The organism is Roseovarius sp. D0-M9, from assembly GCF_037083805.1.
Lineage (GTDB): Bacteria > Pseudomonadota > Alphaproteobacteria > Rhodobacterales > Rhodobacteraceae > Roseovarius.
The window spans coordinates 1-26,400 of sequence record NZ_JBAPKZ010000040.1 but is presented as its reverse complement, the minus strand read 5'-3'; the positions used below and the strand labels follow the sequence as shown (position 1 = coordinate 26,400).

22 protein-coding genes and 1 pseudogene are annotated in these 26,400 nt (G+C 59.7%); 8 read left to right on the top strand and 15 right to left on the bottom strand.

Annotated elements, in window-relative coordinates; all coding sequences use genetic code 11:
• The first annotated feature begins 105 nt into the window (after window positions 1-105).
• Window positions 106-276: a hypothetical protein gene (locus V8352_RS18640; protein ID WP_336425796.1), complete on the top strand. Its 171-nt coding sequence runs from the start codon at window positions 106-108 to the stop codon at window positions 274-276.
• Between the two features lie 144 nt (window positions 277-420).
• Here the strand turns inward: V8352_RS18640 and V8352_RS18635 are convergent, their stop codons facing one another.
• The 13 genes from V8352_RS18635 to V8352_RS18575 all read right to left on the bottom strand — a co-directional run bounded on the left by V8352_RS18635 (window position 421) and on the right by V8352_RS18575 (window position 13,931).
• Complete coding sequence (locus V8352_RS18635) at window positions 421-2,442, bottom strand: NADH:flavin oxidoreductase (RefSeq protein WP_336425795.1); 2,022 nt, start codon at window positions 2,440-2,442, stop codon at window positions 421-423.
• 20 nt (window positions 2,443-2,462) lie between these two features.
• Window positions 2,463-3,200 (bottom strand): SDR family NAD(P)-dependent oxidoreductase, encoded by a 738-nt coding sequence (locus V8352_RS18630; protein WP_336425794.1) that lies wholly within the window; start codon window positions 3,198-3,200, stop codon window positions 2,463-2,465.
• Window positions 3,197-4,174 (bottom strand): ABC transporter ATP-binding protein, encoded by a 978-nt coding sequence (locus V8352_RS18625; RefSeq protein ID WP_336425793.1) that lies wholly within the window; start codon window positions 4,172-4,174, stop codon window positions 3,197-3,199. Before V8352_RS18625 ends, V8352_RS18630 begins: the two co-directional genes overlap by 4 nt.
• Complete coding sequence (locus tag V8352_RS18620; protein ID WP_336425792.1) at window positions 4,171-5,148, bottom strand: ABC transporter ATP-binding protein; 978 nt, start codon at window positions 5,146-5,148, stop codon at window positions 4,171-4,173. The genes V8352_RS18625 and V8352_RS18620 overlap by 4 nt, the downstream gene beginning before the upstream one ends.
• A complete protein-coding gene (locus V8352_RS18615; RefSeq protein WP_336425791.1) occupies window positions 5,145-5,978 on the bottom strand; it encodes an ABC transporter permease in 834 nt (277 codons plus the stop codon). The genes V8352_RS18620 and V8352_RS18615 overlap by 4 nt, the downstream gene beginning before the upstream one ends.
• A 4-nt stretch (window positions 5,979-5,982) precedes the next feature.
• On the bottom strand, window positions 5,983-6,939 hold the full coding sequence (locus V8352_RS18610; RefSeq protein ID WP_336425790.1) for an ABC transporter permease: 957 nt from the start codon (window positions 6,937-6,939) through the stop codon (window positions 5,983-5,985).
• A 71-nt stretch (window positions 6,940-7,010) separates the two neighbouring features.
• Window positions 7,011-8,573, bottom strand: coding sequence for an ABC transporter substrate-binding protein (locus V8352_RS18605; protein WP_336425789.1), 1,563 nt, complete (start codon window positions 8,571-8,573; stop codon window positions 7,011-7,013).
• An 18-nt stretch (window positions 8,574-8,591) separates the two neighbouring features.
• The gene (locus V8352_RS18600) at window positions 8,592-10,166 is read right to left on the bottom strand and encodes an FAD-dependent oxidoreductase (protein ID WP_336425788.1); all 1,575 of its coding nucleotides are present in this window, start codon (window positions 10,164-10,166) and stop codon (window positions 8,592-8,594) included.
• Between the two features lie 67 nt (window positions 10,167-10,233).
• Complete coding sequence (locus tag V8352_RS18595; RefSeq protein ID WP_336425787.1) at window positions 10,234-11,148, bottom strand: LysR substrate-binding domain-containing protein; 915 nt, start codon at window positions 11,146-11,148, stop codon at window positions 10,234-10,236.
• 18 nt (window positions 11,149-11,166) lie between these two features.
• On the bottom strand, window positions 11,167-11,349 hold the full coding sequence (locus V8352_RS18590) for a hypothetical protein (protein WP_336425786.1): 183 nt from the start codon (window positions 11,347-11,349) through the stop codon (window positions 11,167-11,169).
• A gap of 261 nt (window positions 11,350-11,610) precedes the next feature.
• Window positions 11,611-11,733: a hypothetical protein gene (locus V8352_RS18585; protein ID WP_336425785.1), complete on the bottom strand. Its 123-nt coding sequence runs from the start codon at window positions 11,731-11,733 to the stop codon at window positions 11,611-11,613.
• A gap of 817 nt (window positions 11,734-12,550) precedes the next feature.
• Complete coding sequence (locus tag V8352_RS18580) at window positions 12,551-12,958, bottom strand: (R)-mandelonitrile lyase (protein WP_336425784.1); 408 nt, start codon at window positions 12,956-12,958, stop codon at window positions 12,551-12,553.
• A gap of 103 nt (window positions 12,959-13,061) precedes the next feature.
• Window positions 13,062-13,931, bottom strand: coding sequence for a LysR family transcriptional regulator (locus V8352_RS18575; RefSeq protein ID WP_336425783.1), 870 nt, complete (start codon window positions 13,929-13,931; stop codon window positions 13,062-13,064).
• A gap of 104 nt (window positions 13,932-14,035) precedes the next feature.
• Here V8352_RS18575 and V8352_RS18570 point away from each other — a divergent pair, with 104 nt between their 5' ends.
• Both V8352_RS18570 and V8352_RS18565 read left to right on the top strand, forming a co-directional pair.
• Window positions 14,036-15,583, top strand: coding sequence for a proton-conducting transporter transmembrane domain-containing protein (locus tag V8352_RS18570; protein ID WP_442971066.1), 1,548 nt, complete (start codon window positions 14,036-14,038; stop codon window positions 15,581-15,583).
• Between the two features lie 15 nt (window positions 15,584-15,598).
• Window positions 15,599-17,959: a YbcC family protein gene (locus tag V8352_RS18565; RefSeq protein ID WP_336425781.1), complete on the top strand. Its 2,361-nt coding sequence runs from the start codon at window positions 15,599-15,601 to the stop codon at window positions 17,957-17,959.
• Between the two features lie 126 nt (window positions 17,960-18,085).
• On the opposite strand, the pseudogene V8352_RS18560 reads toward V8352_RS18565, so the two are convergent.
• Both V8352_RS18560 and V8352_RS18550 read right to left on the bottom strand, forming a co-directional pair.
• Window positions 18,086-18,288: pseudogene (locus V8352_RS18560) on the bottom strand (hypothetical protein); the annotation flags it as partial.
• A gap of 215 nt (window positions 18,289-18,503) precedes the next feature.
• Complete coding sequence (locus V8352_RS18550) at window positions 18,504-19,076, bottom strand: hypothetical protein (protein WP_336425780.1); 573 nt, start codon at window positions 19,074-19,076, stop codon at window positions 18,504-18,506.
• A gap of 276 nt (window positions 19,077-19,352) precedes the next feature.
• Here V8352_RS18550 and V8352_RS18545 point away from each other — a divergent pair, with 276 nt between their 5' ends.
• The 5 genes from V8352_RS18545 to soxC all read left to right on the top strand — a co-directional run.
• Entirely contained in the window at window positions 19,353-20,111 is a 759-nt protein-coding gene (locus tag V8352_RS18545; RefSeq protein ID WP_336425779.1) for a hypothetical protein, read from the top strand.
• Window positions 20,112-20,422: 311 nt separating this feature from the next.
• Complete coding sequence (locus V8352_RS18540; RefSeq protein WP_336425778.1) at window positions 20,423-21,418, top strand: HNH endonuclease signature motif containing protein; 996 nt, start codon at window positions 20,423-20,425, stop codon at window positions 21,416-21,418.
• A 10-nt stretch (window positions 21,419-21,428) separates the two neighbouring features.
• A complete protein-coding gene (locus tag V8352_RS18535) occupies window positions 21,429-21,911 on the top strand; it encodes a hypothetical protein (protein ID WP_336425777.1) in 483 nt (160 codons plus the stop codon).
• Window positions 21,904-24,426, top strand: coding sequence for an AAA family ATPase (locus V8352_RS18530; RefSeq protein WP_336425776.1), 2,523 nt, complete (start codon window positions 21,904-21,906; stop codon window positions 24,424-24,426). Before V8352_RS18535 ends, V8352_RS18530 begins: the two co-directional genes overlap by 8 nt.
• Window positions 24,427-25,312: 886 nt before the next feature.
• A partial coding sequence (gene soxC / locus V8352_RS18525) for a sulfite dehydrogenase (RefSeq protein ID WP_336425775.1) occupies window positions 25,313-26,400 on the top strand: 1,088 nt, incomplete at its 3' end.

Below are 26,400 nucleotides of genomic sequence, written 5' to 3'. Positions count from 1 at the left end.
CCAGCCTCAGCCCGAAAGCATAACCTGATCGGACGGCTTCGGAGGCTGCGAACCCTGCCGACTGAGCGCGGGCCGCGACATTGATGGGCAAAGCGCTGCATCCCCTTGCGCGACCAGCCGGTTGAGCTTGGCCCTGCCGCGGCTCACGCGGCTCTTGACGGTGCCGACTGTGCAGCCGCATTCGATCAGCTCATCGCAGCCATGGGCGACGTCTGCGATCTCTTCACCTCCGTCGAGTGCTGGAACTTCTTCAAAGCCGCTGGATACACATCATGAATAAGTGGAAATGCTGTAAACTCCTTCTGTTCCTTGAAACGCTCGAGGTGACGGTATCTGACAAGCCCAAAGTCCAGAAGCGGTCATCTTCGGATAATTTTGAAAACAGTCGCGGTGGAATCAACAGGTGCCGCATCGCGTCAGTCAGGCAACGTGGCACAATCTGTATGCATCGTAGATGGCAGCGTGCACGTTGCGGCTGGCCTGCGCATCTCCGATGCGATGCAACTCGAAACCCGCGCCGCTACGTGGCTGGGCATTGTTCGCGATCAGAGCATCCAGATCGGTCACGCCATCGTTGCAGGAGGCGCCGCGCAGCTCCGCGAACATCTCGCTATCGGGCAACGTGCCCATGTCGACGATCACCTGATCGACGTCGAGCGCGGTCTCCTGATGCGTCAACTCATTCAGCAGGATCGCGGTCAGCCTGTTTGCGGAACGTGCAACCGACACGAGGCGCTGATCCGCCATCGGGACCATGCCTGCGCGCGAGAACTCGGTGCGCCAACGGGTTGTTTCTGCATAGGTCAGATCTTGCGCAAGTCCTGCATCGATCGTGGCGAAGGCAACATCGGCGGTTGCATCTTTCGCCAGCTTCGCCGCCATGGGTGCAGGATGGCGTCCGGTGCCATCCCAGATCAGAATTTGCGAGGCGGGCTGCACCTGACTGCTGATGATGTCCCATGCAGGAATGACCAGATCCGCACCTGGCCCAAACTGCGTCTGAGGCAGACCGCCTGTGGCGAGGATGACGAGATCGGGGTCGAGCGCGCCGACGTCCGCGGCCTCCATGAAGTTGTTGTAGTTAATCTGAACGCCTGCGCGCTCAAGCTCGCTCAACCGCCAATCGATGATGCCGATCAGGTCGCGGCGCCAGCCGTTCGCGGCAAGAACCAGCTGTCCCCCAGGCCGGTCCGATGCCTCGTGCAGGCTCACGTCATGTCCGCGGAGGGCAAGCACGCGAGCTGCTTCCAGCCCGGCGGGGCCGGCGCCAATGACGACCGCGCGGCGCTGGTTGTGCGCACGAGTAACATCATGGGGCAAGGTGGTTTCACGGCCTGTTACGGCATTGTGCAGGCATTTAGGGCGGTATTGCGACTGGCAGTGCTGCGCACCGACACAGGGCCGAATGCGGTCCTCCTCTCCGGCGACTAGCTTGGCAACCAGGTGTGGATCTGCGATCTGCGCACGGGTCATACCAGCCATGTCGATGTGCCCCTCAGCCACTGCGTGCCGGGCCGAAGCAAGATCGGAGATTCGCGCGGCATGGAAGACGGGAAGGCCGACCTCGCGCTTGAATCGCCCGATATGCTCGACCCAAGGCGCGATCGGCGTGCCAATGCCCGGCATGTTCTCCATCGCGAGAGCGCGCATCGTATCCATCGAGCCGTAGATGGCGTTGAAGAAATCTGCGCCGCCCGCCGCCTGAAGCATCTGCGCTGCGCGCGCGCTGTCGTCTGCGCTCAGGGCGCCGTCGGGGCCCTCGTCGACGACCCAGCGGATGCCGATCAGGAAATCATCGCCAACCGCATTTCGCATGGCGTCATGCACCATCAGGATGAGACGCATACGGTTTTCCAGCGATCCGCCGAACTCATCGCTTCGGTGATTGGTCTTGGGCGACAGGAACTGGCCAAGGATATGCCCGCCGGTCAGCGTTTCGATCCCGTCAAGGCCGCCTTCTTCGCAGCGTTTCGCGGCGGCGACGTAGGCGGCGACGACCCGGTCGATATCATGGCGGTCCATCTCGCGCGGGATGGCGCGGTGGAGCGTCTCGCGCAAGGGCGACGGGCCGATGGCGGGCAGCCAGTCGCCCTGATAGGGATCGCCCCGGCGGCCGAGATGGGTGATCTGGCACATCAGCGCCGCGCCGCGCTCATGCATCTTTTCCGAGAAGACCTGCAGATGCGGGATGATGCCATCGTCACCGACATTGAGTTGGTTGAAGATGTTGGGGCTGTCAGGCGCGATGTTGGACGAGCCGCCGAACATCGACAGGGCAATGCCGCCGCGCGCCTTTTCCGCGTGATAGGCTTGGTATGCATCCTGTGGATAGCCGCCCACCTGAAGCCCGCAGGCGTGGCTGGTGGACATGATGCGATTGCGCAGGGTCAGCCCCTTGATCTGCAGCGGCTGAAGAAGTGGGTCCTTGGTGCTTGTCGTCATGGCGGGGCCTTTCCGGGGCGTTATTCGGGGCGGTTGAATGGGTGCGAGACGCGCGTGAGCCCGCCATCGACGCGGATGTTCTGGCCGGTCACATAGCTGCTCGCATCGCTTGTCAGAAAGGCGACTACACTGGCGATCTCTTCGGGACGGCCGGGGCGCCCTACGGGCACGTGGGCGGATATCGTCTCGAGCCGTTCTGACGTGTATTTAGCGCGCAGGGCGTCGGTCAGGATGTAGCCGGGTGCAACAGCGTTCACCGTGACCCCATGATGACCGACTTCGGCGGCCAGTGCGGCGGTCATGCCGTCCAGCCCGAACTTGGACGCGCAATAGGCCGTATTGTTCGGATTACCCAGAACGCTCCAGATCGACGTGATGCTGACAATTCGGCCCCAGCCCTGCTTGGTCATATGCCGCAGGCAGGCACGGGTCAGCGTATAGGGGCCCGTGAGGTTGGTCGCCATCATCTGCTGCAGCCGGTCTGCGTCGGTATCGGTCATCGTGCCGTTCAGATTGATGCCTGCATTGTTGATCAGGATATCGGGGCGCAGCCTGCTGCGCACGTGATCGCATGCACGCTCCATCGAAGCAGGATCGAGATAGTCGAGGGACATGTATCCGGTGTCTGCATTCAGCCCCTCGGGGCGCTCCGCCGCGCGTCCGGTGATGGTGCAGCTCACGCCTGCCGCTCGCAGCGCGGCGGTGATGGCCGCACCGATGCCTGCGCCGGCGCCCGTGATAAGTGCGGTGCGGCTCATTTGTCCTCATCCTCGTAGAGATAGCAGGCGGTGCGGTGTCCAGGCCCAGTCTGGCGCGGATCCGGGTGCTGCCTCGCGCAGATATCCATCGCGTGGGGGCAACGGCCGAGATAACGGCACGCGCTCGTGTCGTCCGTCAGCGGGTTAAATATGTCTCGCGTGCTGGCTTCGGTCTTGCGGTCCTTTTCGAGCGTGCCAAGAAGCTCTTTGGTGTAGGGATGCTTGGGATCGGCATAGACGGCGCGCGTGGGACCGACCTCGAGCAGCTTGCCGAAATACATGATCGCGATGCGGTCACAGAGGAAGCGCGCAACATGCAGATCGTGCGTGACGAAGATGATTGTCAGATCATGCGTTTCGCGCAACCGTTTCAGCAGGTTGAGGATCTGTGCGCGCACCGAGACGTCCAGCTTGGACACCGCCTCGTCGGCAAAAAGGACACGGGGTTGTGTCGCCAGTGCGCGCGCGATGGCGGCGCGTTGCAACTGCCCCCCCGACAGCTCATGTGGGAAGCGACTGCGGAATTGCGCGCCGAGCCCCACATCGACCAGCAACTCGTCGATGGCTGCGTCGATGTCCTTTTTGCTAGCGAAGCCATGAAGGCGGAGGGGAATGCTGAGCGCTTGGGCGACTGTCTGGCGCGGGTTAAGCGACGAGAGCGGATCCTGGAACACCATCTGCATCGCGCCGCTACTCAGATCGAGCGGCGCACCGTTCAGCGACACGACGCCCTGCGCAATGGGGTGCAGCCCGAGCGCGGCCTTGCAGATCGTCGTCTTGCCACTGCCGCTTTCACCCACAACCCCAAGGATCTCGCCCTTTGCGACGTTCAGCGTAACGTGATCCACGGCATTGAACCGCGTCCCACGCCCGCGCAGGCGAGAGATCATGCCGGTTCCTGCGGAAAAGCTGACCACGACATCGTCAAATGTGAGGAGCGAAGCGGCGGGGCTGGTTTGCTGTAGGGCGCTCATATCGCGGCCTCCTCACGCTCGGCCTTGATGCAGCGCACCTCGCCATGGCCTTCGACATGATGCAAGGGAATGGCATGATCGCAGGCGGCCTCGTGCAGCGGACAGCGTGGCGCAAAACGGCAGCGATTGTCCGGCCAGGTGTCTGTGCCGACCTCGCCCGAGATTTCTGTCAGCGTCTCGACATCGCCCTCCAGTTCGCGCGCCGTCTTGACCAGCCCCTGCGTATAGGGATGAAGCGGGTTTTGCATCAATGCCTCGGCGCTGGCCTGCTCGACGATCTGGCCGGCATACATCACAATGATACTGTCGGAGATCTGCTCGGCGATGGTCATGTCATGAGTGATGAAGATGAAGGAGGCATCAATCTCCTTTCTCAGCTTGTCGAAGAGGTCGATGATCTGCCGTTCGACCAGATTGTCGAGGTTGGTCGTCGGCTCGTCGGCGACGATCAACGACGGGCGCGAGAACATCACCAGTGCGATCAGGCAGCGTTGCAACATCCCCCCGCTCAGCTGGTGGGGGTATTTGCCAAGCGCCGTCCTCGAGTCTGCAATGTCGACCTTGCGCAGCGCTTCGGCCGCATCCTGCATTATGTTGTCATGGCCTTCGGGGTGCACACGTCCCACAGCCCGAAAATGCCATCCGATCGTCTTCACCGGATTGAAGCTGCCCACTGGGTCCTGGAAGATCATCGCCAATTCTGCCCCGCGCAACTTGTCAAATTCCTGTGCGGTCAGGTTGCTGATATCACGGCCCTTGAAGCGAATATGACCAGCGTCGGCGATGCCAACGGACGGCAGAAGGCGCAGGATCGCCTTCGAAGTCACCGTCTTGCCCGACCCGCTTTCGCCGATCAGGCCCAGAACCTTGCCATGCTCGAGGGTGAAGGACACGTCCGATGAAACCGACAGGTCACCAGAGGCCAGTTGGAATTTCACGTTGAGATTCTTGACGTCAAGCAGCGGCTCGCTCATGCGTCCCTCCTTTTCAATCTCGGATCGGCAAGGTCGCGCAGCCCGTCGCCAAGTAGATTGAGCGCCAGCAGCGCGACCGTGACGGTCATTCCCGTCAGCGTCAGGACCCAAGGCGCGCGGCGAAAATATTCCTGCCCGTCGGCCATGATGACGCCGAGGCTAGGGGTGGGTGGTTGAACGCCGAGGCCGATGAACGACAGCCCGCTTTCGATGACGATCCCGAATGCGACGGCGATGCTGGCCTGCACCAGAATGGGCGCCGAGATGTTCGGCAGAATCTCGCGAAAGAGAATTCGCGGCGTGCTCTGGCCCATGACTTGGGCGGCCTGCACATAGGCATCGCCGCGCACGACCTCGGTCGTGTTGCGCGTGATGCGCGCGAAGATCGGCAGGTAGACCAGCATGATCGCCAGCGCCACATTGGTCACGCCGAAGCCGAGCGCCACCATCAGGAAGAGCGCCAGAACGAAGGCGGGGAAAGAAAAGAAGAGATCGACGATCCGCATAACGATCGCATCGAACCAGCCCCCGAGATATCCCGCAAAAAGCCCACTCGTAATGCCGAGGCACATCGCCGCCAGCACACCCGAGACCGAGATCATCAGCGAAATGCGCGCACCCTCCATTACACGGACCAGCACATCACGGCCCAGACTGTCCGTGCCGAACGGGTGCGACCAAGAGGGCGGCTTGAGGACGGCGGTGAAGTCGAACGCGCCGCTGCCCCAAGGCGAGATCATCGGTCCTATGATTATGATAGCGATGAATAGCCCGGTGATCGTCGAGCCGGCCAGCGCCGCGCGGTTTTGCATGAGAACATTTAGTTTCATCGTGTTACCTCGCCCGCCGTGGATCAAGCGCCGCACAGATCATATCGACAACGTAGTTGACGCCCAGAACGATGGCCAAGAACACCACCGCGCAGGCCTGCACGACGAAGTAGTCGCGCGCGAAGGCGGCCTCGACCATGAGCGAGCCGACGCCGTTCACGCCGAAGATGCGCTCAATGATGACGACACCTCCCAAGAGGTAACGGATCTGGAGGCCGACCACGACGATGTAGGGGATCACCGAATTACGGAACACGTGATGGAGGAACCGGAAGCGGCCCGAATGTCCAAGCGACTTGGCAACCATCACGTGCTCGCGGTCGAGGTTCTCAATCAGCGCGGTGCGCAAGGTCCGGGTGAAGACCGCCGCCATCGGGGCGGCGATGGCCAGCGCCGGCAGGAAGCCAGAATGGAGCGCACCGGCCAGGGAGTCGGATGGCTGGATGAAGCCGTATGAAGGAAAGAGCCCGAGCCCAAGCGATAGGCCCAGAATCAGCATGTAGCCGAACCAGAAATCAGGCATCGAGACCCCCAGAACAGCTAGGGAGGTGGCTCCTGTATCGATAAAGCTGCCCCGGTTGATCGCGGCCAGCGTGCCGAGAATGAGCGAGAGGGTGACCGCGATGGTCATGGCGTAGAGCCCGATAAAGACGGTATTCGGCAGCCGGAAGGCCAGCAGAGATCCGATATCCTCTCCCGACGATACGGACAAAGATGTGCCAAAATCAAAGCGAGAAATGCCTCCCAGCCAATCAAGATACTGAACGAGCAGCGGGCCATCGAGACCACGGTCTGCGTTGAACTGGGCGATGGTCTCGGGCGTGGCGAAATCGCCCAGAACGACAAGCGCGGGATCTCCCGGCGCGGCCTTCATCACAAAGAACACCACCAAGGTGCCAACCAGCATGGTTATCAGCGATCCACCCAGCCGGGTCAGGAAATATTTCAAACCAGAGGACATTCAAAGACTTTCAGACAATCGGGGTTGCCCCGCGCCGACAGGCACAGGGCGGTGGTCACTACGCTCGCAATTCAGCAGTCGCCGACTTCGGCCAGCTGCGCACCAAAGCCCGAATAAGGCCGCTGCACGAAGCCCTGCACCTTGGGCGCTAAAAGGTTGTGCACGTTGCTCTCGAAACAGGGGAGCACTGGGCAGTCCTGAATTGCCAGTGCCTCGGCCTCGCGGTATAGTTCGCCGCGTGCGTCCAGATCGACCGTGCGGCGGGCTTCTTCGAGCAAGGCATCGACCTCGGGGTTCGAGTATTTCTCGTAATTGCGCGACCCATTGGTATGGTAGATTTCGTAAGCGTATTCATCCGGATCGATCAAGCCCAGCCAGCCCCAGATGGAGGCCTGGAAATCGCCCGCCTGTTTGCGCTGGTAGACCGTGCCGCTGTCCGAAACCTCGACGTTGAAATTGACGCCCAGCACCTGATTGACCTGCAGCACGTAGACCTCAGCAAAGCGTTTCCACCAACCCGAACCCCATGTCAGCACGGCGGCTTCCGTGCCGGGTCCGTATTTGGACATCTCCAACTCCTTCAGCGCCTCTTCGGCGTTCAGTCCAATCTCCATCGGCTGATCCTGGGTCGCGGCCCACGTGATCGAATTTGGGATGATGCCGCTTGCGACACGTCCTTCGCCAAACAGCACAACGTCCACCATCGCCTGCCGGTCGAAGGCCAGCGAGCAGGCCCTGCGGAAATGCACGTCGTCAAAAGGCGCGACCGCATTGTTGAGGCTCACGAAACGCGTGTTCGCGCCGGGTGCCTTCAGAACCTGAACCCGGTCATCCTTCTCGAGGTCGGGAATATCTGCGAAGGGCGCTGTGCTAGTGACATCCACGCTGCCGCCGAGCAGGGCAGTCACCCCTGCCGATTCTTCGGCGATGAGAGGTATCTCGACAGTATTGACCTTGGGAAGGCCTTCCTCGAAATACTCGGTATGGGCGGTTAGCGTCAGCGAAGCCCCAGGCTGATACTCGGCCAGCTTGAAGGGCCCTGTGCCGACCGGGTTAGTTCCAAAGTCATCAGGTGTTCCATCCTTCAAGAGATGCATCGGCACGATCTGGCTGCCTGTTCGGGTATTTGTAAGATAGCTCAACATCGGAGCAAACGGCTCGGATGTCTCGATCTCCACGGTCAGATCGTCCGGTGTGCGAATCTCGGAGATAGGCGCGAATTTCGACTGGTGCGGCGACGCAGTCGTGTCGTCCTTCAGCCGCTCCAGCGTGAACTTGACGTCGGCAGATGTCATCGGCTCTCCATCGTGGAACTTGACGCCCTCACGCAGTTTGAAGCGCAGAAGTGTCGGGCTCACGCTCTCGTAACTTTCCGCCAGGTCCGGCACGATGTTCATGTCCTCGTCGAATTTGAGCAGGCAGTTGAAGACGCCCCAGACCACGTATGCCTCGGGGATCAACGTCATCTGCGCCGGATCCAGCGTGTTGATGACGTTGTAGCCTGTGATGCCAGCACGCAGCGTGCCGCAAGCGGCTTCGGCACGGCCCGCCCATAGTGGCAGCATGGACAACGTCGTCGCTGCTGCGCCAGATTTCAGGATCGCTCGGCGGCTGATTTTTTGTGTTTTTTTCATTTTATTTCTCCCTCTTGGTTACTGTTTTGCGGCCTCTTCAGGCACGCTAGGCACTCCGAACAGCCTTTCCGTCTGCTGCTTGAAGCGGTCGACTTCTTTGTTTTTTTCCTTGCTAGACCAGTGAAGCTCTTCGGCCATCACGTCGGCGACGCGGCCAAGCTCATCGTCGCTGAAGGCATGGCGCAGTCCAGCTCCGCTGCGGCGGTAGAGCACGCCCATCAAGCTGCGTGCGTGCTCATTGCGCACCGCTTGGCGAACGTCAGCCAGAGTATAATCAATTCCCGGCGCGATACGGGGCGTATTCGTATCCTGCAGCGGCAGACGAGGCTCGTAGCTAAGTGATGTCGCGCTGCCTTCGGGTGTCACGGCCGAACGCAGTTTGGTTACGACCTCGCGTCCGGCGCCCCGGTGGCTCATGATCGGGGCGCCGGTCATGGCAAAGACGCCCTTCAGCCCATCTTGGGCTAGATCGTGCAACATGCGACTGCGATTCCCCTTGGGGTGGGCCGGGTCATAGGTCAGCGGTCGGACCCCAGCCCAGGTGCGCAACACGTCCGAGCGCGTGACGTCGAGGCCCGGAAAGAGCGCAGCTGTTTCAGACAGCAGGAACACGAGATCGGCAGCGTCGACGTGGATGTCGTTCAGATCACCCTCATACGCCGTCTCAGTCGGCCCAATGTAGTGCAGATCATGCCACGGGATGCAGTAGAAGGGTTCGCCGTGGCTGTTGATGGTGGTTATGCCCTGGCCGCGATACCGCTCCGGCAGGCGGATGACGATATGGGCACCCTTGGTGCCGAAGACGCGGCGCTGAACCTTGACGCCAGAACCTTTCAACACATCGTCTATCCAGATCCCCGCCATCGACATGACGCTGCGAGCGGCGACTTGGGCGGTCGCGCCATCAGGGCCTTGCAAGGCAATCTTCCGCATACCTCCCTGCGCATCGCCGAGCGCGGCACGCGTATAGTTCAGCGCCACCGCACCCGCCTCCTCGGCGTCGAGAACTGCATCGATGCAGATGCGTTCGGGCCAGTCGAATTGATACTCGGTGAAGCGCGCCGCAGCACGCAGCTGGTCGGTTCGCGCAAGCACGGCGACCATGGGCTGCTCTAGCGCCGCGTCCTTGCTCAGCCGGCTATAGTTCAGTGGCACATCCGCTGGCGCAAGTCGCTTGAGCAGGCCAAAGGCAAGATCGGACTGCCACGGTGTGTAGGGGCCATCCGCGTAGATAGGAAAGAAGAAATCTATAGGCCGAGCCCGCTGCGGAGAAGTCAGCACCATTTCGCGCCGTGCGTGCATCGCCTGCCGTGCCATCCTCAGCGAGGTGACGAACCTAGCGGGATGGCGAGCAAAATAGCGCAAGGGATCGGGCGCCTCGAAGTAGCGAAGCCCACAATGCAGAAGCCGGCTGGAGCGGCTGGTAGAGCCAGAGGCAAAATCGCCCTTTTCCACTAGAAGGACGGAATATCCAGCCGCCGCAGCCTCGCGCGCCGAGCTGGCTCCGACAATGCCGCCCCCAATGACCACGACGTCGAAAGCGCGCCCATTGATCATCTTCAGATCTGGTTTTTCAACAGTGACCCCATCCATGTCTTTAGCATGACGAGGCCATGTCAACTGGTCAAATTACCGCGGGTTTGAGGCGTATAACAAAATGTTATACTGCCAGCAAAGCATCGATCCCCGCGATCATCTTGTTCCGCTTCGCTCGCAATACCGTCAGAAACTCACCTGCCGTGCGGGAGCGTGATTGGTGCTTGGGATAGAGTATTCCGACATGGAACATCAATTCCGGCTCGAAGCGACGAAAGACGATGCCGCTCCCGGCAAAATCTGTGGCGGTGAAGATATCGGTCAGTCCAATGCCCTGGCCGTGTCGCACCATTGCGCAAACACCCGCGGAGTATGTCGTCTCGCATAATATCTGCGGCTTGACATCAGCTTTTGCGAGACAGGCATCCAGCAGCCTTCGTGCGACCGTCTCATGCGACAGGCTGACCATCCGCTGACCATCGAGATCCTGAGGAGTGATGACCGCGCGTGCGGCCAATGGGTGGGTTTCGGGCAAAGCCATGACGTAGGGAAGCTCGCAAAAATTCTCGCGCTCGATCCCAGGGCGTTCGAACGGAAACTCGGCGATCCCAAGGTCGACTTTTTGCGACGACACCGATTCTTCTACCCGCATCGACAGCTGCAGATCGTAACGGATCTTCAGATCTGGCTGCACAGCTTTGAAGCTCGTGATCGCTTCGGGTAGAAAATTAAGGCCGGTAGCAGGCATTGATACGATGTGAAGACTGCCCCTGCGCCCCAATCGGATGTCCTCCGCAACCGAAGCCAGCCGATCGTAGCTGGCGACAGCCTTCTGCAGTTCGTCGTAGAACATCTTGGCTTCGACCGTGGGAACCATCCGACCGGTGCGCCGATCAAAGAGTGTGATGCCAAGCGACTCCTCAAGCGCATCGATCAACCGGCTGACGGCGGGCTGCGATATACCCATAATTTCGGCGGCACCGCTGGCGGTGCCAGTTACCATTGTTTCTCTGAATGCAGTCAGCTGGCGCCAGCGCATGCTACAAATTCTCCTTGATTACCGGCCCTCGGCCTTCATGTAAGCGTCCCTCCAAAGCCCGGATGTTCGCTCCTTGTCGTCACGGACGTTGTTCCATGCCGCAGCCTGGAGGGTCTTGCCCGACTTCGTGTTAATCGTGGTGATGCGAAAGCCCCAGGAAGGGCTGACCAGTTCGCGGGAGCCATTTCCACCGATACTCACGGCGTGTCCGGAATACTTGGGCCAGATTGCGGCCAAGCGTTCGGCATTGCCCAGATGCACGTTCTGTGCGGCGACTTCAAAAGGGCCTTCATGGCGTCAGTGGCTGTTGTGTTGGCGTAGAAATTGCACATCCACCCACCATTGCTTTATCGGAAGGGCCGTCAAGAGTATCATTGTGTCCAATTCGCGGGACCTTTGTGCCGCTCCACACCGGTGCACGATTGCCGCCGCGATCGCGAAGTGCTTCGGGAGGTATAGCTGCTAGTGGCGCGCCGAAGGTTTGATCGAGACAGCCGCCGAAAACTGCTCAATGGCAGCTTCAAGATTTTCCATAATTTCCGACATCAGGACTTCCGGTTCAGGTAAGTTGTCCAGGTCAGTCACGGGTGATGGACGGGAGATCGTTCTGATCCATTAATTGCGATGCGCATACTCAACCCATCAAGCGCCCTACATCAACCCCGCATCAACCCAAGAGTGCATGTTTCGCGCCGAATTTGATCTGCCTTGTGGGCGGCCAACTGCCTCAAAAACAAGCGTAGCCGAATGAGTTTCTAGTGTGATTGCGCATGACCGCGCCGGAACTTGCGGCTACTTGCGCTCGCCTGTCTTGCCGCTAAGTGGGTATATCGAGATCCAGAGGCCCGAAGCAAGGCAGCCTTCGCCAGAAAATAGGCGCACAAAATCATGGGAGCTTCCATCCCCCGGACGTAGTGGCGCCGAGACGCATCCCCATCAGTCGCTCTGATGATTTCTAGGACTTCGCGTCAAAGTTGGGACCCGGCGATAGGTCTTCCCGAGGCGAGCGAGCCATTCCTATCCGAAAAGCAAGCGGCGAACTTCAGGTCAGCCGAAGTCATGGATGCGCAGTTCACAAATTCTTGGAGAACTTTGGTGTCGGCGGCATCCATAGCGCGGAGAGTAAACCGCGTGATCCATCCGGGTTCTCTGCCACGAAAGCTCAATGTTGTTCCAACGGTAGAGGCAATTGGGTCTACCTCCGCTCTGGCATCAAGCTGCTTCTCGTTACGTCAAATTCAGCAGCCTTTTGCGGATCAACCCCTCTCGGCCCGGCAAAAAATTCGGTAGCATCGACGCGGTCCAGAGGTCAGGTGCACAATCTTGGGCCCAGTGAACTTGCACACAGCGGACGAACGAGGCTCTCGGCAGGTGGCTCTTCGGTGGGCGGCTCGATCCCAACTTACTCGGCGCGCTGGGAGAGGTAATCCGCATCCGTGACATGCTCCATCCAGTCGGCAGTCTTGCCATCGACGGAAGTCTGCACTGCCAGGTGAGTCATTGCGCAGTCGGGTGACGCGCCGTGCCAATGCCGCTCCCCCGGCGCAAACCAGACCGTATCGCCCGGACGCAGCACCTGCACCGGCTTCCCTTCGGACCCGGCCAGCCCAGTGCCCGACACAACATGCAGCGTTTGACCGGCAGGATGGGTGTGCCAAGCTGTCCGAGCGCCGGGCTCAAAAGTCACCGACAGGATCTTGACCGGAGAGGGATTGTCACCCGCAACAACCGGATCACACCGGACCGTGCCAGTGAAATACTCACTGCTTGGGAATTGCGAAGGCCGGTCTCCGGCGCGGTGGATCTTCATGGCGGCTCCTTTGTGCCTTGTTGAAAGGGACGTTAGCAGGGTTCCGCCCAAAGCCCATACAACAGAGGATAAGTTTTTTGAACTAAGTAGACGACATGCGACGTCACTGAGCCAAGATATCGGCCAACAATGGATTAGGAAATTTTCGCTGCAGCGTGACTGCCATGAACGCTTCGTTCATGCCATTCAATTTTGCCGCTTCGACCAGAAACCCGGTTCTGAGTTCATCGCGCACCACGATTGGGGGAATGATGGCAAGGCCCGCGTCAGCACGGGCCAGCAGACGGATCATCGCCATATCGTCGACTTCGGCAGCGATGGTCGGGTTCACCTCGAGCCGCATGGCGAGCGCATCGAAAGCTGCGCGAAGAACTGTTTCGGGTGCGGGCAAGATCAACGGCTCGGAAGACAGCAGGACATCCAAGGGCCGCGGCGGCGTCCCGACACGAGCGGGCGTGCCGATAAGGCTGACCGCCTGTTCGTCGATCCGGTGGATCAACCATGGACTGACCGCATCGCGTGGTGGGGCAAGATTGGTCAATACGACATCCAGCGCGAGTGCTTCCAGTCCGCTTAACAGCTCGACTTGAGATCCAGACCGCAGCACGACCTCAACATCGGGACGACCAATCAGCGGGCGCAGAAACTGCATCTGGAAATTGCGCGATAGTGTGGCAAGTGCCCCCACCCGCAATGCCCGGCGCGTGCGCCCGGTCTCGCGCAGAGTGGCGATCAGGTCATCGGCGGTGCGGAAAATCGACTCGGCATGGTCGAGAGCGATCCGCCCCGCTTCGGTCAGGATCAGTCCACGACCTCGCCGCTCGAACAGATCATGTCCCAACGATGCCTCAAGCGCGCGCAATTGCGTGGAAAGTGCCGACTGGGACAGACTCAACGACTGTGCGGCTCCGGTCAGCGTGCCAACAGTCGCAACCGCCCTGAACAGACGCAAATGGTGCAGATTGATCTTCATCACACTTCTATAAAACAGAACGTTAACGATCAATATATGTAATTTTATAAAATCCAAGCAACGACTACATCCATGCCGATGATCCACAGAAGGATGCCGCCTCGATGCTATTTCCAGCTACAGCTCTTGCCCCACTCATTCTTCTTGCCTGTGCAGCACTTTTCCTGTGGCAACCGGGGCGTCGCCCCGGTCACCTGCTTGCTATCGCCGAAGGATCGACATTGATCACCATCGGTCTTGTCATGGCCGGTGCACTGCAACTCTGGACAGAAGGATCACAGGTTCACCCGATGGTCGGGTTTGCATCGGTCCGGCTGGACCCAATCAGCGTCACGCTGGCCCTGTTGGTGTCGTTCATCGGCTGGGTCGTCACGCGCTATGCAAGGCGGTCACTCGACGGAGAAGCGCGCGAGGGCGCGTTTCACGGCTGGACGCTGGCCACGATCGCGGCGGTGCTGATGCTGGTTCAGGCTGGAGATCTTTTGGTCCTGATCGCCAGCTTCATCGCGGTCGGCATCTTTCTCCGTCAGCTTCTGCTTTTCTATCCGGAACGGAACGAGGCCAGACGGGCGGCTTCCAAGTTTACATGGGTCTGGGCCGCTGGTGACGTGACCCTGATCGTAGCGGCAGCCTTGCTTTGGCGAGCCTTCGGCACAGTCGACATCGCGGCATTGAACGCGGCCGCAAAAGACGGGCTGCCGGCCTTGGCGCAGGTCGCGGTCGCTCTGCTGGTCCTGACGGCCCTGCTCAAGACGGCGATGCTGCCTGTCCATGGCTGGCTCACCGAGGTGATGGAGGCCCCGACGCCCGTCTCGGCACTGCTGCACGCAGGCGTCATCAATGCAGGCGGAGTTATTCTTATCACCTTGGCAGGCGTTGTGCAGCAAAGTCCCGGCGCCATGGCGGTATTGGTGATGCTGGGTGGGCTAACCGCGCTGTTCGCGGGCGTCGTGATGCTGACGCAGAGCGCGATCAAGACGGCGCTTGCGTGGTCGACGATCGCGCAGATGGGCTTCATGTTGTTGCAATGCGGACTGGGTCTGTGGCCACTGGCCTTGCTGCATATAGTGGCTCATTCACTTTATAAGGCCCATGCCTTCCTGTCATCGGGCAACGCGGTGCGGATGGTCAACGCGATCCGCAAACCCGGGCCTGTCGCCGTGCCGGGGCCCGGTGTAGTGCTGCGATCCTTCGGGCTGGCGCTGGCGCTTTACGGCACTGTCGCCCTTGTTTTCACGCTGGTCGTAGGGCCGAAGACGCCGCAGGCGTTGGCCCTTGGTGCGATCCTTGTTTTTGGCGTTTCCTATCTGATCGCCCAGGGCCTTGCCGATGCCGCTCCGGGTGCCCTGACACGGTTGACTGTCGGAGCCTCGCTGACGACGGCGCTGGCGTATTTCGGGTTTCATGTGGCGGCCCAGACCCTTTGGGGTCCGGTTCTTCCCGCCCCCCCGATAGCCGGCGCCCTGGAGTGGCAGTTGATCGTCCTTGCCGTCCTCTCTTTTGGAGGAGTTGCGGTGGCGCAATCTCTCTTTCCCTACTGGTCGCATCATCCCTCGACCGCGGGTCTGCGGGTGCATCTGACCAACGGCCTCTACCTCAATGCGGTATTCGATCGGATGATCGGTGGTTTCCGCGTGTCACATAAATCCTGACCGGAGATTTCCCCGATGTTTCTCAACGCCACAACTGTCGCACCGGACCAAGTGACTGCCATGCTGGACGCTGCCGAAGCGGCGGCACGCGCGATCCCACCGGCCTTTCCGCTCGATGCCACGGTAGCCGTCAATCCATTTCTCGGCCAATCAGGGGAAGATTTGGCCCATGCCGCCGCCCGTCTGGGCCGCGTCGCAGGTGTCAGCCTGACGCCACCGCGCCAAAGATACGTCGCAAAAATCGCGGCGGGCGAGATCACGGACGATGATCTGGCAATCGCGCTGATCACATCGAACTCACCCTTGAAGCCTCGCGATCTGGCGCTGCTGAAAGCAAAGATCCATGTTGATGTGCCGCACCCTGCGGCGCTGCCGACGGTCGCGGATCTGGTGGCCAAGGCAACCGGCACCGACTGGCCGGCGATCCTGCACCGGTGCTTCGGACTTTGGGCCACGGGTCATTTCGACCGCGGTCAGGCCCTGTGGACGCCGCAACAGGACCATACGGCCTATGCCGCATGGCGCGAGTGGGGAACCCACGACCTGACGCCCGAGATTGCCGGCCTTTCCGGGTTCTGTGCCCATGTCGCGCAGGCGCCCGATACCGCCGAACGCGCGATCCTGCGCGCGGCGGTGCGCTTGGGTCTGACGAACGACGCCGGGCCGACCGCCTTTCACCGGCTTCTCGTCGATCTGGGCGGCTGGTCACAACACGCGCGGTGGCTTTTGTGGCAGGCGGAACTTGCAGGCGGGTCTGACAGCACCCTGACCGATCTGCTGGCGATCCGCCTGATCTGGGACGAAGCTCTGCTGGCGAATTCCCCACAGGTCATGGAAGACTGGCAGGCGACCGTCGCAGCACACGCATCTCCCGTCTCGCCAACGCCCGACCAGGTGCTCGACGCGATCTTGCAGGAGGCTGCCGAACGCGGCCACCAACGGCAATTTGCCTCGGTTCTATCGGGTCCAATTGAGCGAGCCGGACGCCCTGTCCTTCAGGCGGCGTTTTGCATCGACGTCCGGTCCGAAGTGATACGGCGTGCGCTCGAGTCGCAGGACGAAAAGATCGAAACGCTGGGCTTTGCCGGTTTCTTCGGATTGCCTGTGGCGCACCGCCCGCACGGCACCGACGAGGTTCAGACCCACCTGCCAGCCCTTTTGAAACCGACGCTGATCTCCACCGGCCACACGGACGCATCCAGCGAAACCGCGGCCCGCATCAGGGCTCGCGCAACACGCGCCTGGGGTCGATTCCGGCAAGCGGCGGTATCCTCCTTTGCCTTCGTGGAAGCGGCGGGATCTGCCTATGGGGTTAAGCTCGTGAAAGATTCTCTTGGCCGCGGCGTCACGAGCCTCGCACCAGGCCCGATGCCCAGGCTCGAAAAAGACCTCTCGACCGAGGCCAAGGCGCAGACAGCGGCTTCCGTTCTGCGCGCCATGAGCTTGACGCAAAATTTGGCACGGTTGGTTCTGTTGATCGGACACGGCGCCCAAGTGACCAACAATCCCCACGAAAGCGGGTATCACTGCGGGGCTTGTTGCGGTCGGACGGGTGAAGTGTCGGCCCGGTTGCTGGCCGCGCTGCTCAACGACCCCGAAACCCGTGCAGGCTTACCGCAGCATGGCATCCATCTGCCCGAAGACACGCATTTTGTAGCTGCCCTCCATGACACCGTGACGGATGAGGTGACGCTTTATCCCGACACGGCAGCACCGGATCATGTAACCGACTTGGCCCACGCGCGGGGCTGGCTTTCCACGGCAAGTGGCCTGGCGCGGGCGGAGCGCGCGCAGCGCCTACCCAGTGCGACCGGCGGCAACCTGCTGAATCGCGCGTCAGACTGGGCGGAGATGCGTCCCGAATGGGGGCTTGCAGGCTGCGCCGCATTCATCGCCGCTCCGCGCAGCACAACAGTGGGCCGTGATCTGAAGGGCCGCGCCTTTCTGCACACCTACAATTGGCGCCTCGATGCCGGGTTCGCCACACTGGAGCTGATTCTGACGGCGCCGGTCGTGGTCGCAAGCTGGATCAGCCTGCAATACTACGGCTCGACCGTAGCACCGCATGTGTTCGGCGCCGGCAATAAGCTGATCCACAATGTCGTAGGTGGCATCGGCGTCGTTCAGGGCAATGGTGGCCAGCTGCGAACCGGTCTGCCGTGGCAAGCGGTGCATGATGGAAAAACCCTGGCACACGATCCGCTGCGCCTGTCCGTGATGGTCGAGGCCCCGCCGGAGGCGATCACCGAGGTGCTGCGCAAACATGACGCGGTGCGGCAGCTGTTCGATAACGGCTGGCTGCATCTATTCGCCCTTGACGGCGGCAAGATCAAGGCGCGTTACAGACCCGATCTGATTTGGAGCAACAGCAACTGATCCTGCCAGAAACGTTCCAAATAGCGGATTGGAAGCAAGGTCAGGACCCAATGCAAAAGTGCCCTTCGACGAGATGGAATGGCATCACAAGTGGCTTGGAGACCGTGAGGACGTCTCCTTCTACCTTCAGGATGCTGCGGGACGTGTCCCTCTGTCACATCTCGGAAGATAGTATGGCAGTTTCTTGAACAGCTCTGGCTTGAGTTTGTGCCAGTCTTTCATCGCCTGCAAGGGCGTCTTGCTGCCCAAGGCTGATTGCGGCAGTTGCTGGTTATAAAGCCAGAGACGTAACGGTGCAGCGTCGTCTCCAGCTCTTCGCCGCTCCCGAACGGTGCGGACAGCGAGCCGCTGCCATGTATATGCTAATGGGCAAGGCAAAGCTGAATGGTATCCATCTGCAGGCCTGACTCGCCGACGCCACCGCCCACATCTCAGACATACCGGTCTCACGCCTGCATGAGTTGCTGCCGAGGCATTGGAACAGCGTCACATCCGAGGTCAAGGCCGCCTGGCCGCAGCCTCCAGCGGATGTTTAAGACGCGCATCAAAGTTTGATCAATTGATCTCCAACCTTTACAATTCCATCTTGGACAATTTTACAAAGAATTCCACGCAAGCGAAAATCTCGATTATCGGGCTTGTTGATCCATCGCAGGCTATCGTTCCCATATCTGTCGCGCCATTTGATGCACGCTGTGTTGAATTTATCGCTCACCTCAAGGAGCGCCGAACCAGCACTCAACCGCGTTCCAACTGGTAGGTTCGCGGCGCTGAGATTCATATCCACAACAATAGGATCGCCAGGATGGACGGTGTTTTTATGATCGCGCCAGCACAGATCCATGACCCTCTGTGAGAGAATGGAAACCTGTATTCTGGGGTCGGGCTTGCCGTTAGGCAGCGTTAACCAAGGCTTCTTGGTCCATCTTTCGCCGATGATCCCGTGATTGACGGTCATTTCCAATGCGTCGGGAAACGTCCGCCGGCCAAAATCAGGTCGAAAGCACAACTGCCTAATCGTAGCACCGCTGTTTGGCGCAGCCAAAATGTGTTCCAGCGCGGCTTCGCATTCAGCAGTTGTCGCGTATTTGGGTGTTTCTCGCTCAATCTTTTCCAATTTCAGACTTCCTTGTCCGGCTTCATCAACCCTCGTCCAACACACCATTCTCAAACCCGTGACAAGGCGCGCCTTATTCAAAGTCTTGCGGTCCCGTGCGGACAAAACCTACTGCTGCAGCTTGATCACAGAAAGACACGATACGGGCAACTCGATGCGCGCCGGCTAGCATCAAAACAGAGGATTTGAAAGTTGTGATGGATTGTTCTGCGATGAACCGGCATTAGCTTCAGGTGGAGAATGTCTGGGATAGTCAATACACACTGTGCGGACATCATGGAACTGCAGCGCGGTCTGTGGCAGCATCCTAACATGATCAAGTTCCGCACTCTTGCCGATGACCATCCCGACCTCGCGCATTCTCCGCTGCTTCGAGGCGCGCTCCTCACCCTGCAATATGCGCAGATGCACGGATCAATCGGTCTGACCAAAACCAAGGCCTTCAAGCGCGTCTTCGTCCATTGGGCCGTCGAGCATTTCGACTGGCCAGGCAAAAGCGCAGAAGAGATGTTCCGCTACAACAAGGTGATCAACGAATACGAGTTTCCTCCGCTCGAAGTTCTGCATTTTCTGCTGATTTCTCTGCACCTGGGACGTCACTTCAAGGGTGAGTTTCGGCTGACCAAGCGCGGCACAGAGCTGGCGGATGCACCTGGCCGCCTGTTTGCCGAGCTGATCCCATACTTTGTGATCCAGATCGATCACGCTTCCTATTCGCGCTTCGAGGATCACCTCTTCGGAAAATGGGACGTCTGGATGAACGTGATCAACGTGGAGGCCGATCATGGCACGACCGAGGCTGCCTTGTTCGAAACCTTCTACGGTGAGCCACAGGATTGGCACACCGCGGGGTGGCGAGAGATGGCCGCGTTCTCATCTTGTGTGCTGGGGCCTCTCGAATGGGCGGGATTTCTGACCGAGACCCGCGAAGACGGCGCAGGCAAACACGTGTGTCATGTGTTCAAGACCCCGCTCTGGCGCAGCGCGCTCAACCTTGACACGGACGACATGTTGCGCCCGATGTCTGTTCAGTGAGAGCGTTTTCACTGTTCGCAAGACGCGGCGCTGCTTGCGTATGATCGGCCTTAACCGGACTCTCAATGCCGAGCTTGGATGCTGCGGTTGCAAGCCCGCAAAGCCGACATTAGAATTGCTACGCACTGGCGGGCGTAGGGCAAGTGTGCTCTGTCCCTGGTTCTTCTTGACTCCAACCTCACATATTCGACAACCTGCCGGTGCGTCCAGAGCATAAGGCAGCGCCGGACGCCTCGCTTCACGTCTGCCGATAAGAACCGGCACTGGACCATTCCGGGGAAGGCCGAGACACCCTTGCACTGGAGAGCAAGATGCCGTCCTCGAAAACGCCTATCGGTGAGCATGACCACCTGCTTGAGATCTACGAAACTGAAATCGAGGTCGAATATCGGGGCGAGCGATACTGCGTCCGTGACAACGGCGCAGTCTATCGACTGAACGAATTCCGGAAACGCGCCCGTCCGCTCGACAAAACATGGACCTTCGGACGCCAAAACCTCACGACCGGCTATCACCTTTTCGCCGGTGTGCCGATCCACCGCATTGTTTGCAGCGCCTTCAACGGCCCGCCACCCTCTGATCAGCATGTCGTCGATCACATCGACACCAACCGCGCGAATAACAGGCCCGAGAACCTGCGCTGGCTCACTAGGCTGGAAAACGCACTCCTGAACGAAATCACCGCACGCCGCATTGAGCTGGCTTATGGGTCGATAGAAGCGTTTCTCGAAGATCCGTCCAGACCCATTAACGAGACATTCTTTCCCGACGTCTCATGGATGCGGACTGTGACCAAGGAAGAAGGTTCCAGAACCAAATCCCGTTTCGAGGCGTGGGCGAAGACCGGTTTCGTCCCAAGCGGAGGCGCAATCGGCGAGTGGCTCTACGGCACACGTGAACGAGCTGACTTCGAGCCAGAACCGGAAGAGTATGAAAGCCTGACGCCATCGGCGATCCAAGTGAAGTGGAAGGTCCCGACCGAGTTTCCAGGATGCCCGGAGGCGGTGTCAGAAGATGGTTTGGAGCGATACGCTCAGAACCTCCGGTTCGGTGAGGTCTTCGCCCAGAACGACATTTACCAGAGCTTGGTCGTTCAGAGCGCGCTCGTCGAAGACGGGCTGATCGTTCTTACCCGTGCTGGGGAAGCTGACGCGATCAAGGACTGGGCCGTCGCCATAATCACGATCCGCGGCGAGCTGTTCGTTCACCGCAGCGAACATCAATATTTCACTTTACAAGGTGCTCTAAAGACTTTCTGCGAGCTGACCGGCGAGAGTTTGGAGGAAAGCATCGACGACTATACGTGAAGGGCGCGCCATGCGTTTTGGTGTATTTGTCGGGCCAATTCAAATTCCGGGTCGGCCCGTAGCAGCAGTTCGACAGTCTCCCAGAAAACGTCCGTATGCCCATCGCGTTTTGGAAATTTTCTGTGCTACCCTGCTCTCGTTTTTCACGGATACGGCAGCCGAGCAGTTCGCCGTTTCGAATTTTGAAGTATGTGAAGGGGGTTTTGTGGAAGAGGAGGAAACGGGAGCGCCGAGAGATGCGGCGGCGCTGCGTATGCCCACGGAACTCGGCCAGCCAGAGGTCGAACCAGTGGAGACGCCCGACGTTTTCCTAGCCGGCGTATCGGAGGCCCTTAAGGCTTCGGCTAATGTGGACGCCGACCTTGCCACCATTCTTTCTGATCACCTGCTGAATGCCAAGCCGCATGCTGATGCAGTGGCCAATGCGAAGGCCGCAATCGTCGCAATTGCGGCGAAGCGCGCGGCTCCAGACGAGGAGCAGAGCGATGGCTGATCCCACTCTCTTGCACTCGCTGACTCTGGAAGGCTTTCGTGCGTATCTTCAACCTAAGACTTTCGATTTAAGCAAGAAGCCCTGCGTAGCCATCTTCGCGCCGAACGGTCTGGGCAAGTCGAGCGTCATCGACGCGCTCGAATACCTATTCTCCGAACAAGGCACCCTCGAACGGCTCGGGCAGCGGGCTCGCGACAACCGGGCCGGACCGGCCGCACTCATGCACAACGACGCGCAGGAATCTGGCGTAGAGCCCAAGGTCAAGTTCACGACGATCACTGGCAAGACGAAGGCCGAAGGCAGTCGTTCCGCCGTAGGCCGCTCCCGCCCGATCCACCCGGCTGCGACCGCGATGAAGGCAGGTTTCGTTGTGCCCCCAATCATTCGCGGCTACGCGCTGCGCAGCTTTGTTGAGGCTCATAGTCCCGAAGATCGCTACAAAGACGTGGCGGACTGGCTCCAGCTTTCGCCGTTGGTAGATGTTCAGAGAAACCTTCGCCTCCTGCGCCGCGATGTGAAGGCCGCTGCCGAGAGCTCCGAGGAACAAGATCGCATTGCCAAGCTGTTGCGGACCAAAACCGACCAGGCCGTTCAGGCATGGGACGAGGACGCCGTCCTCGCTTTCATCAACGCGAGCGTCACCGCACCACTCGATCCGGAAGTGACGCTGACAGCACTCGATTCCGAAGACGAGGGCTATCTCGAGGTCGTCAAACGTGTCGAGGCCGAGGAAAATCGGTTTGGGCTCACAGGTCTGAAGCAGATCCGTAATTCGGTCATCGCGCTATGGCGGAAGACTGTCGCTGAGGATGGCGGCGGAGCGGAGCTTTCCGGCGCTATCGCTGCGTTCAACGAGGCGCTTATAGTCTTAGCTGATGCCAATTCAACTGAGGTCGACGAACGTGACAAAGCAGCCGACATCGTTTTCCGATCGGTGTGGAAGGAAGCCGAGAAGCTGTTTGGCGACGACGCAACTGCGCCTGACGCATGCCCTGTATGCGCCACGGCAATCGGTGACACCGCTGCTGGGAGCGTGCCCGAGATCCGTGATCTATTAAGAAACCATCTCGAAGACCTGCAAAGCTACGATAGGGCGAAGACTGCGCTCGACGTCGCTAAGACCGCCGCTGTTCGGGCGCACCAACAACTCGTTGCGCGTCTTCCCGCCATGATCGAGCATCTGCCCGACGATGATGGCACTGGCCCGAAATCTGCGCTTATTGGTTATCAGGCCGACGTTGCCAAATGGCCAGCCTCCGATGCGCCAGAGTCCGCCACTATTGTCGCCGACCTGGAGAGCCGTTTGGCCGATCTCGACCAAGAGATTGCGGACATCGAGGCGAAACAGGGCGAGCACACTTGGGCCAATGCCGAGGCACGTATCGACCGTCTGTTCGAGCTTCAAAAGGAGATGGCGCAGGCGATCCGCACCACCGAGGAACTGTCGGCATTGCATGAAGCACTCATCGCGCAAGCCACGCTCGTTGCCGGCAAGATCCGCGACAAGGTCCAGTCGCTGCTCGACAAACTTCAGGCGCCGATGAACGACATCTATCAGGAGATCCAGGGCGGCAGCGCCAAGCCGATCCGACTGGAGCTGCCGCCCGAGGATGACAGCAACCAACAACGCATGCATTTGGTGATCGATTTCGCGAAGAACCGTCAAAGCGTTGCGCCGGGCGGCTATTTGAGCGACTCCCAGATTCACTCGGTCGCGCTCGCGCTTCGCCTCGCGGCAATCAAGCAATTCAACATTGCTGCACCAATGATCGCGCTGGACGATATCGTAACATCCTATGATGCTGATCATCGGCGCGCGATCGGTGCGATGCTCGCGAAGATGCTAATAGGCAGCCAGATCATACTTGTCACCCATGACGAGCGTTTCTTCAATCACCTGAAGGACCAGCTCTCCGAGAAGGATTGGCAGTTCACTCGCATCATCAGACTGGACCCGGCATCCGGGCCGCAATTTGCCGATCACAGGGTCAGTGATGAGATGATCGCCGACCGCTGGGCCGAAGGAAAATCCGCAGCAAACGAGATGCGCCAGGCCGAGGAGGAATGGCTTCTCGGCATTGCGCGTGGGTTTGGCGTCAATGTCCGGATACGACAGCTCGAAAAGGCCTACTCCTATGAGCGCTCGGAGCTGGCGGGGGCGATTGGCGGGTTCCTCAGCGACCTCAAACTAACTCCCCCCGATGTGCCGGGCGTCAACAACCGCTTTATCAACAGCCTCATTAAGGGTGAGATCGAGAATTTCGGCAGCCACTTTCAGGACGGGCCTTATGGAGACGGCTCAATCGGGGACGAACAAACCAGGTGGGACGAGTTCAAGTTTTTCCGCAAGCAGTTTGAATGCGTCTGCGGGCGCACGAAGTATAAACGCCCGTTCAGCCTAAGCAAACCAGTGTGCGCACACGACAAGTGCGAAACGCAGTTCGCCTTCAGGGCGCCTGCGGAAGCTGTGGATGCCGCCTCCATGGGCGCTGCTGGCCCAATTGCAAACGAATGAACATTGAAATGGGTCGGCCCTTGCCGATGTCAGCACGGACGTCTCTGTGGAGATGATAGTCAAGTCAGCGGGATACACTATGTGAATGGTGGGTGGCGGAGCCAAGGCCGATTCAGCACCGTCTCGGGTTGATCACTTTACCCCAAACCGGTCGTTCGAAGAAACCGCAGCGAAGGACCGCTTCCCGTCCGACCTGAAGGTGCATCCTTGGCTGTGTTATTGCTACACGAAGGTCTGTCTCGGGCTGCAAAAATCCACAAACTGAGAATTAGGGCAATGACTCCAAGATGGACAGCATGGAGGGTAGGACCGACCGAGTGTTCGCGACCAGCGCAGCCTTCAAGAGCTAAACCTCCTTTCGCCAATTCAAGCCCTTTGCTCCTCGACTGCAGAGCATCGAAACCTCCCCAAAAAAACCGTCTTTTGCCCCTTTATGCAACCACGATCCGGCGTAAGCTATTGTTATGAAACGCAATGACTGGTTGCCTCTGGCGAAAAATGTCAACCGCAGGGACCAGATATCGCCAAGTATGCAACCATTTTCACGGTTCAGAGACCGCTTATGCAACCGGATGGCAACCAAAACGCAACCAAAGCGCAACCACATGCAACCAGTCGATCACCAGGATTGGTCAAAATTACAGTGTTCTCCGCAGTTGGATACACGCCGATAATGCCGGTCCGCCCGGCGCGTCACGCACGAGGCGACACCCTGTTGAAATTATTGGGAAGGGGAGTCTCGCGGCCTGTGCTACGGTGCGATTGTCGACTCGGTTGCGATTGGGTCGACGGCAAAGACGTCAGCGCCGCGCGGACCCGGTCCTGGTGAAGCAGGCTTTCTTCCGTGCGCAGTCTTTTTCCTGACGTGAACGATTGGGAGGTTGCAATGTCCGACACCGAAAAATTTCCAGCATCCATGTATGGTCCGGCCGAGAGGCAGATGGCGGAGAGCTTGGTTGAAATCGAACGCCAGACCTTGATGGAGGATGAAGAATGTGAATGCCGGGAGGGCATGTTCAACGGCCTCACACGCCGTAATCTCCTGATGGGCGGTGTGGCATTGGGCGGTAGCGCATTGGCGGGCGGGCGCGCTCGGGCCGAAGCACCCCCGGGCGCGATTGAATATGACGTCCAGCCCGATCCAACCAAGGAGCAAGGACGCCTCATCCTTGATGATGGCGGCTATGGGTCGCGCTCGCAATTCGAGAACGAGGTGCGCTGGCGCTATCCGACAGCCAGCATTGATTCCAGTTGGTCGATGACGCCTCTGGCTTCGGGCCGGGGGATGATCACCCCCTCGGGGCTGCATTTTGAACGTCATCACGCTGGTATCCCCACGATCGACCCAGCCACGCACGAGCTGATCCTGCACGGTATGGTTGATCAGCCGCTGCGCTTTACCATGGACGATCTGAAACGTTTGCCCTCGGTCAGCAAGCTCCACTTTATCGAGTGCTCCGGCAATGGGTTGACCGAATGGGCCAAGCCGACGCTCAAGACAGTGCAGGGCACGCATGGCCTGACGTCGACGTCCGAGTGGACCGGCGTGCGCCTGTCCACGGTTCTGGAAATGGCAGGCGTTCAGGACAAGGCCGCATGGATCTTGGCCGAGGGCGCCGACGCCGCCGTGATGACGCGCTCGGTGCCGATCGACAAGGCGATGGATGACGCCATTCTGGCCTATGCCCAGAACGGCGAGGCGCTGCGGCCCGAACAGGGCTATCCGCTTCGCCTGCTGTTGCCGGGATACGAGGGCAACACGCATATCAAGTGGCTGCGCCGGCTTGAGGTCAGCGACAAGCCCTTCATGACGCGCGAAGAGACATCGAAATACACCGATCTCATGCCCGACGGCACCGCGCGCCAATTCTCCATGGAGATGGAGGCAAAATCGGTGATCACCTTCCCCTCGGGCGCGATGAAGCTGCCGCGTGCGGGATATTACGAGGTGACTGGGATCGCATGGTCTGGCCG